At 68.6% G+C, this 13819-nt stretch carries 13 protein-coding genes; 5 read left to right on the forward strand and 8 right to left on the reverse strand.

The annotated features are described in order from the left end of the window. Nucleotides 1-34 precede the first annotated feature (34 nt). Nucleotides 35-514: an Lrp/AsnC family transcriptional regulator gene (locus tag F624_RS0114920; protein ID WP_019575121.1), complete on the reverse strand. Its 480-nt coding sequence runs from the start codon at nt 512-514 to the stop codon at nt 35-37. A 143-nt stretch (nt 515-657) separates the two neighbouring features. Between F624_RS0114920 and F624_RS0114925 the strand changes: the two genes are divergently transcribed. The 5 genes from F624_RS0114925 to F624_RS0114945 are packed head-to-tail and all read left to right on the forward strand — an operon-like array spanning nt 658 to nt 5612. Next, a complete protein-coding gene (locus F624_RS0114925; RefSeq protein ID WP_211224159.1) occupies nt 658-1860 on the forward strand; it encodes an amino acid aminotransferase in 1203 nt (400 codons plus the stop codon). Then, nucleotides 1857-3269, forward strand: coding sequence for an FAD-binding oxidoreductase (locus F624_RS0114930; RefSeq protein ID WP_019575123.1), 1413 nt, complete (start codon nt 1857-1859; stop codon nt 3267-3269). Before F624_RS0114925 ends, F624_RS0114930 begins: the two co-directional genes overlap by 4 nt. 43 nt (nt 3270-3312) lie before the next feature. Continuing rightward, nucleotides 3313-4290 carry a tripartite tricarboxylate transporter substrate-binding protein gene (locus F624_RS0114935; protein WP_019575124.1) on the forward strand — a complete coding sequence of 326 codons (978 nt, stop codon included), beginning with the start codon at nt 3313-3315 and terminating at the stop codon, nt 4288-4290. An 8-nt stretch (nt 4291-4298) separates the two neighbouring features. Further along, nucleotides 4299-5186 (forward strand): alpha/beta hydrolase, encoded by an 888-nt coding sequence (locus F624_RS0114940; RefSeq protein WP_019575125.1) that lies wholly within the window; start codon nt 4299-4301, stop codon nt 5184-5186. Nucleotides 5187-5225: 39 nt separating this feature from the next. Continuing rightward, nucleotides 5226-5612 carry a RidA family protein gene (locus F624_RS0114945; RefSeq protein WP_019575126.1) on the forward strand — a complete coding sequence of 129 codons (387 nt, stop codon included), beginning with the start codon at nt 5226-5228 and terminating at the stop codon, nt 5610-5612. Between the two features lie 10 nt (nt 5613-5622). Here the strand turns inward: F624_RS0114945 and F624_RS0114950 are convergent, their stop codons facing one another. The 7 genes from F624_RS0114950 to F624_RS0114980 form a co-directional block, all read right to left on the reverse strand. Continuing rightward, on the reverse strand, nt 5623-6312 hold the full coding sequence (locus F624_RS0114950) for a hypothetical protein (protein ID WP_031255090.1): 690 nt from the start codon (nt 6310-6312) through the stop codon (nt 5623-5625). A 245-nt stretch (nt 6313-6557) separates the two neighbouring features. After that, a complete protein-coding gene (locus F624_RS0114955; RefSeq protein ID WP_031255092.1) occupies nt 6558-7364 on the reverse strand; it encodes an SDR family oxidoreductase in 807 nt (268 codons plus the stop codon). 102 nt (nt 7365-7466) lie between these two features. Next, a complete protein-coding gene (locus F624_RS0114960; protein ID WP_084679521.1) occupies nt 7467-8360 on the reverse strand; it encodes a DMT family transporter in 894 nt (297 codons plus the stop codon). 59 nt (nt 8361-8419) lie between these two features. After that, nucleotides 8420-10042, reverse strand: coding sequence for a gamma-glutamyltransferase family protein (locus tag F624_RS0114965; RefSeq protein WP_019575130.1), 1623 nt, complete (start codon nt 10040-10042; stop codon nt 8420-8422). Nucleotides 10043-10145: 103 nt separating this feature from the next. Beyond that, nucleotides 10146-10874, reverse strand: a complete 729-nt coding sequence (locus F624_RS0114970) for a GntR family transcriptional regulator (RefSeq protein ID WP_019575131.1) — start codon at nt 10872-10874, stop codon at nt 10146-10148. A gap of 16 nt (nt 10875-10890) precedes the next feature. Next, entirely contained in the window at nt 10891-12534 is a 1644-nt protein-coding gene (locus F624_RS0114975) for an ABC transporter substrate-binding protein (protein WP_019575132.1), read from the reverse strand. Nucleotides 12535-12796: 262 nt separating this feature from the next. Further along, on the reverse strand, nt 12797-13774 hold the full coding sequence (locus F624_RS0114980) for a Bug family tripartite tricarboxylate transporter substrate binding protein (RefSeq protein WP_019575133.1): 978 nt from the start codon (nt 13772-13774) through the stop codon (nt 12797-12799). Nucleotides 13775-13819 lie beyond the last annotated feature (45 nt).

The following is a 13819-nucleotide window of genomic DNA, read 5'->3' on the forward strand; positions in this document are numbered from 1 at the left end:
CACAACGATATGCAAGGCGGGGCCGGCGGAGCCTTCAGGCCGACGAGCCCGGGATCGGCAGCGACTCGAAGCCCCGGAACTCCTCCAGCGAGAAGCTGGTCTGCACCTGGCGCACCCCGGGCAGGCGGTGCAGGCGGCGCTGCAGCAGGGCCGAGTAGGCGTCGAGGTCGGGGGCCACCACCATCAGCAGAAAGTCGGCCGCCCCCGTGACGCCATGGAACATCACCACCTCGGGGATGGCCAGCACCGCCTGCACAAACTCAGCCGAGCGCTGCTCGTTCTGGAAGTCGATGCTGATGCTGACAAAAGCCACCACCCCATAGCCCAGCTTGCGGCGCTGCAGGCGGGCGTGGTAGCCCTCGATCAGGCCCAGCTCCTCAAGCCGACGGATGCGGCGCCAGCAGGGCGACTGCGACAGGCCCGTCAGCTGGGCCAGGTCGCTGGTGGTCAGGCGGGCGTTGCCTTGCAGGGCACGAAGCAGCTGCCGGTCGGTTTCATCGAGCTCGATTTGCATTGATATTCCACCAAACAATACTTGGCGGGTATTTTTATCCACAAATCAAAATTTTGTTGGATGGATACCGGAGCAGCAACACAATTGGCGCACAAAGCAACTTTCAACCAAGACAAACTGCCATGAACCCAAGCCAGTCCGCCCTGATGTCCCACGTGCCCTCCTTCCCGGGCGACCCCATCCTCTCGCTGATGGAGGGCTTCCAGGCCGACCCGCGCCCCAACAAGGTCAGCCTGAGCATCGGCCTGTACTTTGACGAAAACGGCCAGGTGCCGCTGCTGCCCTCGGTGCGCCGTGCCGAAGCCGCGCTGATGCAGCACAACGGCCCCCGCTCCTACCTGCCCATCGACGGCCTGCCCAGCTACCGCGCCGCCGTGCAGCGCCTGATCTTCGGTGCCTCGCACGAAGCGGTGCTGAGCCAGCGCATCGCCACCCTGCAAAGCCCGGGCGGCTCGGGTGCCCTGAAGGTGGGCGGCGACTTTCTGCGCCGCTACTTCCCGGACAGCGGCCTGTGGCTCAGCGACCCGAGCTGGGAAAACCACCGCACCATCTTCGAAGGCTGCGGCTTCACGGTGCAGAACTACCCCTACTTCGACCCGCTGACCGGCTCGGTGCGCTTCGAAGACATGCTGGCCAGCCTGAAATCCCTGCCCGAGCGCAGCATCGTGCTGCTGCATGGCAGCTGCCACAACCCGACGGGCGTCGACCTGAGCCAGAGCCAATGGCTGGCAGTGATCGAGGTGCTGCAAAGCCGGGGCCTGATTCCGTTCATCGACCTGGCCTACCAGGGCTTTGGGGATGGCCTGGACGAAGACGCCTTCGCCCCGCGCGCCATGGCCGAGGCCGGGCTGACCTGCCTGGTGGCCAACTCGTTCTCGAAGAACTTCTCGCTGTACGGCGAGCGTTGCGGCGCCCTGAGCGTGGTCTGCCCCGATGCCACCACCGCCGAGCGCGTGCTGGGCCAGCTCAAGGCCACTGTGCGGGCCAACTACTCGACCCCACCGATGCACGGGGCCCAGGTGATTGCCCAGGTGCTCAATGAGCCCGAGCTGCTGGCCCTGTGGACGGCCGAGACCACGGCCATGCGCAGCCGCATCCGCCGCATGCGCGAGCACCTGCATGCCGCCCTGAACCAGCGCTTCCAGGGCCGGCGCAATTTCGACTACCTGCTGAGCCAGCGCGGCATGTTCAGCTACACCGGGCTGAGCGCCGAGCAGGTGGACCAGTTGCGCGCCGAGCATGCGGTGTACCTGGTGCGCTCGGGTCGCCTGTGCGTGTCGGGCCTGACCGACAACAACCTGGGCCATGTGGCCAACGCCATCGCCGCCGTGCTGGAAGCCGCATGACAGAGGCAGCCCCCGGCCACGCCAGCGCCTGCCTGGCGGAGTTGCAGGCCGCGCTGGGCCCCCAGGGCCTGCGCCTGGGCGAGCAGATCGAAGGGCCGCGCTGCACCGACTGGAGCGGCCACCCGCCCGTGCGCCCGCTGGCCCTGCTGCGGCCCGCCAGCACCGCCGAGGTGTCGGCGGCCCTGACCATCTGCCACCGCCACCGCATCGCGGTGGTGCCGCAGGGCGGGCTGACCGGCCTGGCCGGCGCAGCCGTGCCGGTGGCCGGCGGGGTGGCCCTGTCGCTGGAACGCATGAAGGCCATCGAGTCGGTGGATGCACGGGCCGCCACCCTGAACGTGCAGGCCGGCGCCACGCTGCAGGCCGTGCAGGAGGCCGCGGCCGAAGCCGGCCTGGCCTTCGGGGTGGACCTGGGTGCACGCGGCAGTTGCCAGATCGGGGGCAACCTGGCCACCAATGCCGGCGGCAACGGCGTGATCCAGTACGGCATGATGCGCGAGCAGGCCCTGGGCCTGGAGGTGGTGCTGGCCGATGGCACGGTGCTCGACATGCTGCGCCCCATGCTCAAGAACAACACCGGCTACGACCTCAAGCAGCTGTTCATCGGCGCCGAGGGCACGCTGGGGGTGATCACCCGGGCCGTGCTGCGCCTGCGCCCGGCCCCGGTGGCGCGTGCCACCGTGCTGCTGGCCTTGCCCGATTTCGAGGCGGCCATGGCCTTGCTGAGCCGCTTGCAGGCCGCCTTCCCCGGCGCGCTGGCGGCGTTCGAACTGATGTGGCGCGACTTTGTCGAGCTGTCGCTCGAATGGAAGACCGCGCCCCCGCCCTTTGCCGAGCCGCATGCCTTTCTGGCCCTGGCCGAGGTGACGGGCGCCAGTGAGGCGGCCTTGCAGCAGGCGCTGGAAGAACTGCTGGCGCCTGCCCTCGAAGAGGGCCTGGTGGCGGACGCGGTGCTGCCGCCTTCGCGCGCCCAGGCCGCAGCGCTGTGGCGCATCCGCGAGGCCACGGCCGAGTTCCCGACCCGCATGCAGCCCATCAATTTCGACATCAGCCTGCCCCTGGCGGTGATCGGCGACTTTGCCCAGGCCTGCGTGGCCGCGCTGGAGCAACGCTGGCCCGGTCAGCGCAGCGTGCGCTTTGGCCACCTGGGCGACGGCAACCTGCACCTGAGCACCGATGCACGCTCGCTGGGCGGCCTGTCGTTGACCGAAGCGGAGTCGGCGGTCGAAGAACTGGTCTACGGCTTGCTTGCCACTTACGGCGGCAGCGTGTCGGCCGAGCATGGCATCGGCCTGCACAAAAAGCCCTACCTGGGCCTGAGCCGCAGCCCGGCCGAACTGGCCGCGATGCGGCAGATCAAGCAGGCCCTGGACCCGCTGGGCCTGATGAACCCCGGCAAGATTTTCTGAGCTTCGATTACTACACAGCACCCACCCCCTCGAAAGGAAATCCATGAAACGCCACCACTTCCTGCTCGGCGCCCTGGCGCTGGCCCTGACCAGCGCCACCGGCACGGCCCTGGCCCAGAACAATGCCAGCATCCGCATCCTGGTCGGCTTTGCCGCCGGTGGCAGCTCGGACATGATCGCGCGCCAGCTGGCCCAAGGCCTGCAGCAGGAGCTGGGCCAGCCGGTGGTGGTGGACAACAAGCCCGGCGCGGGCGGCCAGATCGCCGCCCAATTGCTCAAGGCCGCCAAGCCCGACGGACAGACCCTGTACCTGTCGAACAGCCACACCATGGCCATGATCCCGCTGACCGTGCTGAACCCGGGATACGACGCTGCCAAGGACTTCGCCCCCATCGGCCTGGTGGCCGTCAACCCCGATGTGTTCGTGATCAACCCCAGCGTGGTCGGCAACCCCAAGGCAGGCCTGAAAGAATTCGCGCAATGGGCCAAGGGCAACCCCGACCGCGGCAACGTGGGGGTGCCGGCCCCGGCCAGCGCCCCGGACTTTGCGGTGGGCATCGTGGCCAAGGCCCTGGACGCCGACCTGCGCTCGGTGCCCTACCGCGGCGACGCCCCGGTGGCCCAGGACGTGATGGCCGGCCAGATCAGCGCCGGCATCGGTTCGGTGGGCGCCATGCTGCAGCCGGCCAAGGCCGGCAAGGTGCGCATCGTGGCGGTCAACGGCACCAGCCGCCTGGGCCTGCTGCCCGATGTGCCCACCTATGCCGAACTGGGCATCAAGGGCTACGAAGAAATGATCTACACCGGCCTGTTCGCCCCGGCCGGCCTGCCGGCCGACCTGGTGCAGCGCTACAGCACGGCCCTGGCCAAGGTGGTGAAGTCGGAGGCGTTTGCCGAAAAGCTGTCGGCCCTGGGCATCAGCGCCGCCAGCAGCAGCCCGGCCGAACTGGCCGCCCGGGTGGCCCACACCCACAAGGACTGGACCGTGATGGTCAAGAACGCCGGTTACAAGCCCCAGTGATTCCAGCCGTGACCAGCCAGCCCTCCACGACACGTTTCACGGCGCCCGATCTGGGGCCGGCCGAGCGCGAGCAGGCGTACTCGCCCAGCTCGTGCATCGGCGGCGACTACCGCCCTTTTCTGCAGCAGTACCAGCAGCGCAGCGACGCGGCACGGGCTCTGCCGCACCAGGAGCATGCCTACGGCGGACTGCCGCGCCAGCGCCTGGACCTGTTCCTGCCCGAGCAGCCCCAGGGCGCTGCCCGGCCCCCGGCCCTGCTGGTGTTCATCCATGGCGGCTACTGGCAGGAGTTGTCCAAAGAAAGCGCCTGCTTTGCCGCGCCGGCCTGCCTGGCCGCAGGCCACGCCTTTGCCGCCGTGGGCTACACCCTGGCCCCCGAAGCCAGCGTGGAGCAGATCGTGCAGGAATGCCGCACGGCCCTGGTCTGGCTGCAGCACCACGCCGACCGCCTGGGCTATGACCCGGCGCGCATCGTGGTGGCCGGCAGCTCGGCCGGTGCCCACCTGGCGGCCATGTGCACCCTGCGCGGCTGGCCGCACGACAGCGGCCTGCCCGCCGGGGCGGTGCTGGTGTCGGGCGTGTACGAACTGGCCCCGCTGGTGGGCACCTCGATCAACACCGCACTGGGTTTGACGCGCGACAGCGCCAGCAGCGTGAGCCCGCTGCACTACAGCCTGGCCGGCTTTGCCCGCACCGTGCTGGCCTGGGGCGAGATCGAGACCGATGAGTTCAAGCGCCAGAGCCGCGCCTTCGCGCAGGCGCTGCAGGCCCAGGGCCTGCCCGAGGTGCCCAGCCTGGAGGTGCCGGCCCGCAACCACTTCGACGTGGTGCTCGACCTGTGCGAGCCCGGCACCCTGCTGGGCGACGCCACGCTGGCCCTGCTGGCCAGCGTCTGAACGCCCTTTTCCGACCCTCCTTTCCCTTCACACCCCGCCATGAGCAAACAAGTCATCGACATCGGCCTGCCGCCGCTGAAACAACCTTTTTCCTGGGCCGTGCAAGGGGCCGGCATCGTGTTCACGGCCCACGGCCCGGTACAGGCCGACGGCAGCGTGTTCACCGGCGACATCGAAACCCAGACCCGCCTCACCTTCGGCAACCTGAAGAAGGCCGCCGAAGCCGCCGGCGCCACCCTGGCCGATGTGGCCCAGGTGCTGATCTACATGACCGATGTGAAAGACATGCCGGTGATCGACAGCATCTACCGCGAGTTCTTCGAGGCCCCCTACCCCAACCGCTCCAGCATGGGCGTGAACGCCCTGGTGGTGCCGGGCATGAAGATCGAGATCGTGGCCTACGCGCTGGCGCCGCCCAAGGCGTGAGCGCTTCCGCTCAAGGCTGGGCCAGGCGGTTGCGGAACTCGTCTTCGCTGACCTGGCTCAGGCTGGCCACTCCACCCGCCACCTCGCGCGCCAGGGCCTGGTGCCAGCGCTGCTGCAAGCCTGTCGGCTCACGCCCGCGCTCGGCCTCCAGCCACCAAAGCCCAGACACCGCACCATCCACACCGGGGCGCACCACAGCCTCCACCCCGGCCGCCCTCAAGATCGGGGCCAATTGCCACCAGTCATCCGATAGCAGCACGTCCAGCGGCACAGCCTCCAACTTCGGCTTGGGGCTTTGGGCCTCGCTCAGGAGCAAGGCCTGGCCTTGCAGGGCCCAGGGACACCCTGAATCGTGGAACAAGGCCTGTGCCTGAGAGGGGTCGGTGCTGTTGACCCAGCGTGGCAACACACGCCCGCGCCATGCCTGGGGAATGAGACGGGCCCAGGTGTTGTGCCCCGGGTGATCGTGAAAGAGGTACTCCAGCCGGGCCATGCCCACCCAGACCCGGGCCAACAGTTGCCGGACCGGCAGGGGCACACCGCCCTCCTGGGCGTCGTCGGCGCAGACCCAACCCAACAGCTCCAGGCGGCCTTGCCTGGGCGGCAGCCGCCCCAACTGCCAGTCGGAGGACAAAGGGTGATCGCAGATCAGGAGTTGGATCATGGTCGGTGCACAGGCGGCCAAGGGGGCATGGGACATGGAGGGCGACTGCACGGAGAGGCTGACCCCATGCACCCCACACTCTAGGCAGTCCTGTGCCCCAAAACACCCCTGACGGGTGACCAGACGACCTCCGGTCACATGCTCGGCGCAAGGTGCACCCACAGCACACGGAGGCGGGACGCCATCGCGCTTGAAGACCGGGATCATGGCCTGCGTGCTGGCGCCGCTGGCACGCTATAGGCCCCCTCTGCCCTGCTTGGGCTGCTGCGCGCCGTAACGGATCAATACGTGCCCGGATACGCCCCGCCATCGGGCAGGATGTTCTGCCCCGTCAGGTAGCCCGCGTGCACGCTGCACAGGAAGGCGCAGATGGCGCCGAACTCGGCCGGGTTGCCGTAGCGGCCGGCGGGGATCTGGGCCTGTTGGGCGGCGCGGATGGCTTCGATGGGTTTGCCGCTCTTCTTGGCGGCGGCGCCCAGGGTGCCGGCCAGGCGGTCGGTGTCGAACTTGCCGGGCAGCAGGTTGTTGATGGTCACGCCGCGGGCCGCGATCGAGCTGCGGGCAACGCCGGCGACAAAGCCGGTCAGGCCGCTGCGAGCGCCATTGGACAGGCCCAGGATGTCGATGGGCGACTTGACCGAGCTGGAGGTGATGTTGACGATGCGGCCGAAACCACGCTCGGCCATGCCGTCGATGGTGGACTTGATGAGCTCGATGGGGGTGAGCATGTTGGCGTCCACCGCCTTGATCCAGGCCTCGCGGTCCCAATCGCGGAAATCACCGGGCGGCGGGCCGCCGGCGTTGGTGACCACGATGTCGAAGTTGATGCCTGGGCCGCCAGGCACGGCAAACAGCGCGGCGCGGCCTTCGGGCGTGGTGACGTCGCTGGCCACGCTCAGCACCTGGGTGGCGGCCGGGCGCAGCGAATCGCCCAGCAGGCCGGCTGTGGCCACCTGCAGGCCCTCGGCACCGCGCGCGGCGATCACCACGTTGACGCCTTCGCGCACCAGGGCTTGTGCGCAGCCCAGGCCCAGGCCTTTGCTGGCCCCGCAGACCAGGGCCCATTTGCCAGCGATTCCGAGATCCATGTCTTGCTCCAAGGAGGTGAGTGTTCAGTTGGAGGCCGATGATACGGCTGGTAACCATCGCGCGCAGGGCTGGGAGATCCGGCCCTGCGGGGGCGGTGGTCGTCAGGCCCGGCGCTGTGCGCCGCGGGTGACGACAAAGATGCCCGCCATCACCAGCACCGTGCCCGCCGCCACCCAGGCGGTGAAGGGCTCGCCCAGGATCAGCACGCCCATGAGGATGGTGGACAGCGGCCCGATCATGCCGGTCTGCGCGGTGAGACCGGCGCCGATGCGCTCGATGGCCATCATCACGATCAGCACCGGCACGGCAGTGCACAGGGTGGCGTTGAGCACCGACAGCCACAGCACCTCGGGGGCGACCAGGGCGGCCGACCAGGGGCGCAGCACGGCAAACTGGATCAGGCAGCACAGGCAGGCCACCGAGGTGGCCAGGCCGACCAGGCGCAGCGAGCCGATGCGCTGCACCATCTCGCCGCTGTAGACCAGGTACAGCGCATAGCTGACCGCGCTGAGAAACACCAGCAAGGTGCCCCAGGCGATCTGGCCGCCCTGCAGGTTGACCTCGTGGCCGAACACCAGCAACACACCGCAGTAGCTCACGCCCATGGCCACCACCTGGCGCACGGTGATGGGCTTGCCATACAGCACCCGCCCCAGCAGCAGCACCAGGGTGGGGTTGAGGTAGAGGATGAGCCGCTCCAGGCTGGCGCTGACGTAGGCCAGGCCGGCAAAGTCGAGAAAGCTGGCCAGGTAGTAGCCGCTGATGCCCAGGCCCAGCACGCCCAGCCAGTCGCGCCTGCTGAGGGCCGGTGGGCGCACGGCCTGACGGTAGGTGGCCCACCAGGCCATGGCCAGGAAGATGGGCAGCGCAAACAGCATGCGGTACATGATCAGGGTGACCGCATCGACGCCATGGCGGTAGGCCAGCTTGACGATGATGGCCTTGCCGCTGAACGCGATGGCGCCCAGGCTGGCCAGGGCCAGCCCGCCGGCCATGCGGCGCGAGGCCTCGGGGGTATGGGCGTCAGGGCGCAGGTTCAAGGCGGGGGGCGCCCTCAAAAGCCGGCCGCCAGACCGTCGCGGCGCGGGTCGCTGGCGACCACATAGCCTTCCACCTTGGGGTCGCCGGCTCGCCAGATGAACTGGCCGGCACCGAAGTCCTGGTAAGAGTCGTTGATGACTTCCATCACGTGGCCGCGCTGGGCCAGGCCCTGCACGGTGTCGGCGCGCATGGCGGCTTCGACGTTGATCTCCAGCCCGGCGTTGTAGCGCCAGCGCGGGGCATCGCAGGCGGCCTGCGGGTTCTGGCGATAGTCCAGCATGCGCACCAGGGTCTGCATGTGGCCCTGGGGTTGCATGTTGGCGCCCATCACGCCGTAGCTCATCACAGGCTGGCCGTTCTGGGTGAGGAAGGCCGGGATGATGGTGTGGAAGGGGCGCTTGCCCGGGGCCACCAGGTTGGCCGGGTTGAGGGCCGAGGCATCGAGGCTGAAGCCGTGGCCGCGGTTTTGCAGGCTGATGCCGAACTCGGGCTCGACGCAGCCCGAGCCGAAGCCCATGTAGTTGCTCTGGATGAAGCTGACCATCATGCCGTCTTCGTCGGCCGCGGTGAGGTAGATGGTGCCGCCCTTGACCGGGTTGCCGGCCCCGAAGTCTTGGGCCTTCTTCATGTCGATCAGCTTGGCGCGCGAGGCCAGGTAGGCCGGGTCGAGCATCTGCTGGGGCGTGACCTCCATGGCCGAGGGTTCGGCCACGTAGCGGTAGACGTCGGCAAAGGCCAGCTTCATGGCTTCGATCTGCAAGTGCTGGGAGTCGATGCCGTCCACCGCCAGCGAGGCGATGTCGAAGTTCTCGAGGATGCCCAGGGCGATCAGGGCGGCAATGCCCTGGCCGTTGGGCGGGATCTCGTGCAGGGTGTAGCCGCGGTAGTTCTGGGCGATGGGCTTCACCCATTCAGGGCGGTACTCGGCAAAGTCGCGTGCCGTGACGCTGCCGCCATGGCGGGCCGAGAAGCGTTCGATGGCCTCGGCGATCTGCCCGCCATAGAAGGCCTGGCCCTTGGTTTCGGCAATCGCGCGCAGGCCGCGGGCGGCCGACTGGAAGCGGAACAACTCACCCACTTGCGGCGCCCGGCCCCAGGGCAGAAAGGCGTCGGCAAAGCCGGGCAGGCCCCGCAATTCGTCGGTGGCGGCGGCCCATTTCTGCTGCACCACGGTGGGCAGCAGGTAGCCGCGCTCGGCGATCTCGATGGCGGGCTCCATGAGGTCGGCAAAGGGCAGCTTGCCGAAACGCTCGCTCAAGGCCACCCAGCTGCTCACGGCACCGGGCACGGTGACGGCGTCGAAGCCGCGCTTGGGCGGGTTCTTGGCCTCGGCGCCGTACTTGGCCTTGAAGTAGTCGGGGGTCCAGGTCTGGGGTGCGCGGCCGGAGGCATTGAGGCCATGCAGTTCCTTGCCGTCCCACAGGATGCAGAAGGCATCGCTGCCCAGGCCGTTGCTGACCGGCTCGACGATGGTCATGGCCGCAGCCGAGGCCACGGCCGCATCCACCGCATTGCCGCCCTTCCAGAGCATGCGCAGGCCGGCCTGGGCCGCCAGCGGGTGCGAGGTGGACACCACGTTGCGGGCAAACACCGGCAGGCGGGTGCTGAGGTAGGGGTTGGCGTAATCGAAGTTCATGGGTTCGCGCCTTCAGGCAAGTGGCAGGGGTTGAGGAATCGGGGGTGATGCGGGCCGGCCCGGCTTGACCGGACAGTCAAAAATTATCGCACCGCCGGAGGGTTCATGCCGCCGGCGGGGGATCGCGCCACTGCGGCACCAGAAGGCGGGTGGCCTGGCGCGCCGCCTGCAGGTGGGCCCGCATTTCACGGTGGGCGGCCAGCGCGTCGTGCGCAAGGATGGCTTCGACCACACGGCTGTGCTCTTCGTACGACTGCACCAGGCGATCGAGCCGGGTGAACTGGCCCCGCCGAAAGGGCTTGACGCGGCTGCGCAGGGCGCGCGTGGCCTCGATCAGGTAGGGGTTGTGGGCGACATCGAGCACCAGTTGGTGCAGCCGCAGATTGGCCTGGTCGTAGGCCTCCATGTCGTGCTGCTGCATGGCCAGGCGACCCTGGGCATGGGCCTCGGCCAGGGCCTGGCGTTGCGGCTCGGTCATGCGCAGGGCGGCGTGGCGCGCGCAGGCCGACTCCAGCTCGGCGATGGCCTCGAACATCAGATCGAGTTCGGCCGCATCCAGCCGGCGCACCATGGAGCCGCGGTTGGGCCGGTAGTCGGCCAGGCCGGTGGCCACCAGCTGCTTGAGGGCTTCGCGCACCGGGGTGCGCGAGACCTGGTAGCGCGCGGCCATGGCCTGCTCATCCAGGTGCTGGCCGGGGGGCAGGTGGCCGAGCACGATGTCATCGGCCAGGCGCCGGAACACATGGTCGGCCAGGCGCCCGCGCGGCACACCGGCCGATCCGGCGACCTCAGGTGCCAGCACGGCACCGGCGTCGGGCTGGGCTGCAGACATGCTGGGCGGGCCGGGCTCAGTACCCGATGGTGGTGAGGTCCTGGAACCAGTGCTGGGCCTGCACGAAGTGCTTGATCCTGGGCGAGTGCGCATGCGGGTTGGTGTCGTGCACCACCCACAGCATCAGGGCCTGGTCGACCAGGGTTTCATGCAGGGAGGCCAGCAGCTTGTCCTGCACCTTGGTGTCGAAGGTGGTGCGGATCTTGTCGATGGTGGCGTCCACCTGCGGGTCGTTCAGGCCGCCCCAGTTGACGCCATTGGGGGCGATGTAGCGGCTGTCCATGAAGCGCGTCAGGGCGTAGAAGGGGTCGGCCGTGACGTAGCCCAGGTTGATGGCGGTGATGCCCTTGCCGGCGTTCATGTCGGCCTTGGCACCGCTGCGCCAGTGCAGGTAGAGGTTCTCCAGCTCGACCACCTCGAACTCGATCTGCACCCCGATCTCGGCCAGGCTTTGCTGGATGAACTCGTTCATGGGCAGCGACAGCATCTGGCCACTGCCGCCCTGGGCGATGATGACCTTGGCCTTGAGGGGGCGGTTCTTGCCATAGCCGGCCTGGGCCATCAGGGCCCGGGCCTGCGGCAGGTCGTACTTGATGTCGAAGTGCGGCTTGCCGAACCAGGGGCTGCTGGGGTCCAACTGGCCCCGGGCCACGGAGGCCTGACCGTTAAGCAGTTGCACGATGGCCTCGCGGTCGATCGCCAGGTTCACCGCCTTGCGCACGCGGATGTCGCCCCAGGGCGAGCCGGGGTAGGTGCTGAAGTGGTAGGGCCAGACGTGGGGCGTGACATTGCTCACCACCTTGAAGCCGCCCTTCTTGAGCTGGTCGAGTGCATCGGGTGGCGGGGTTTCGATGACGTCGACCTGGCCGTTGATGAGGGCGTTGGCGCGGGTCAGGGCATCGGGGATGGGCATCAGCACGATGCGGTCGGCGTGGGCCAGGCGGGCCTTGTCCCAGTAGCCCGGGTTGCGCACCAGCTCGGCGCGTTCGCGCGGCACCAGCTTGTCGAGTCTGAAGGGGCCGGTGCCCGAGGGTTGGCTGGCCACCTTGTTCCAGTCGCGGCCCAGCTTGTCCCATTGGGCCGGGCTGCCGATCAGGAACCAGGGCAGTTGGTAGGGGAACAGGGCATCCACGTCTTTGGTGGTGATTTCCACCGCGTAGTCACCCACCTTGCGCCAACTGGCCACCGAGGGGATGCGCGGGCGCACCTGGGCGGCCTGCTTGGCGTCGTACTGGGGTGATTTGTCGCTGAGCACCTTGTCGAGGTTCCAGACCACGGCGTCGGCCGTGAATTCAGAACCGTCGTGGAACTTGACGCCGCGGCGCAGGGTGAAGGTCCATTTGCGCGGGTCCTTGGCATCGGCCTTCCAGTCGGTGGCCAGGCCGGGCACCAGCTTGCCCGGGCGGCTGCCGATGTTGGCCTCCCAGGCCACCAGCGGGTCGTACAGCGTGTGGCCGGTGAACTGGTAGGCCCCGGCCCCGCGATCAGGCTGGCCGGTGGTGAGGGGGATGTCGGCCATCGAGATCCCGTAGCGCACCACGGTCTCGGCCCACAGGCCGAGGCTGGCACTGCCAGCACTCAAGGCCACGGCGGTGTTCAGGGCCAGACGGCGCCAGCGTGCCCAGAGATTGCGGCGGCCGGCAGGGGATGCGGATGGCATGGAAGGCACTCCTCAAAAGGTGGGAATGCGGGGGTTCAGCATGCAACGTGCCAGACCTTTACAGCTTCTTCATGTATTTGAAGCACCCAGGCTGCACGCGGCTTGCAGGGCCTTTGCACGGGGGGCAAGGGCCCCAGGCCGCCCCAGCGGCCGCTGGCTGGATCACCCCGGCGGTGCATGCACCGGATTCAGGCGGGCCGGACCGCCGGCCATGCAGGGCCCAGGCGCTGAATCGGTGCGACCCCAAGGGCCCGGAGCCGCCTCACTCGGTGCTGATGCGGCGCTCGACGATGATCTTCTTCCACTTGGCCGTGTCGGCCGCCACCATGGCGGCCAGCTGTTGCGGCGTGCCGGTGATGGCCTCGATGCCCATGCGCTGCAGCTTGTCCTTGACCTCGGGGTCGGCCAGGGTCTGGCCCGCGGCGGTGTTGATGCGTTGCAGCAGCTCGGGCGGCAGGCCCTTGGGGCCATACAGGCCGAACCAGGTGGTGGACTCGTAGCCGGGCAGCACGTCGGCAATCGGCGGCAACTCGGGCGCCAGCGGGCTGCGCTTGAGCGTGGTGATGCCCAGGGCGCGCAGGCGCCCGTCACGCACATGGGGCATGCCGGTGGGCAAGGAGTCGAACAGCACATCGAGCTTGCCGCTGACCAGGTCGGGGATCGCCAGCGCCGTGCCCTTGTAAGGGATGTGCACGATGAACAACCCGGCCTGGGCCTTGAACAGCTCGGTGGTGAGCTGCACGATGGTGCCGTTGCCGCTGGAGGCGTAGTTGAGCTTACCCGGGTTCTTGCGCGCCAGCTCGATCCACTCTTTGACATTGCGCGCGGGCGAGCTGTTGGGCACCAGCATCACGCTGGGCGCGTTGCCCACCTGGGCGATGGGGCTGAAATCCCGCACCGTGTCATACGGCAGGCGAGCGCCCAAGGCAGGCCCGATCGAGTGCGTGCTGGAGGTGGCCAGCAGCAGGGTGTAGCCGTCAGGCGCGGCCTTGGCCACCAGATCGGAGCCGATGGCGCCGCCCGCACCGGGGCGGTTCTCGATCACCAGCGAGCCGCCCAGGCGCTCGCCCAGTTTCTGCGACAGGGCCCGCGCGAACAGGTCGGTGGCCCCGCCGGCCGGAAAAGGCACCACCAGGCGCACAGGTTTGTGGGGATAGGCCGCCTGGGCCCAGGCGCCGGAGGCACTCAACCCCGTGGTGAGCAGGGCTGCGCTCTGGCTGAGCAGGTGTCGTCGTTGCAAGAAAAGCTCCTGAGGAATAACTGAGCGCGGCAAGAGGCGGGCCGA

The sequence above is a fragment of the Curvibacter lanceolatus ATCC 14669 genome (assembly GCF_000381265.1).
Classification (GTDB): Bacteria; Pseudomonadota; Gammaproteobacteria; order Burkholderiales; family Burkholderiaceae_C; genus Curvibacter; species Curvibacter lanceolatus.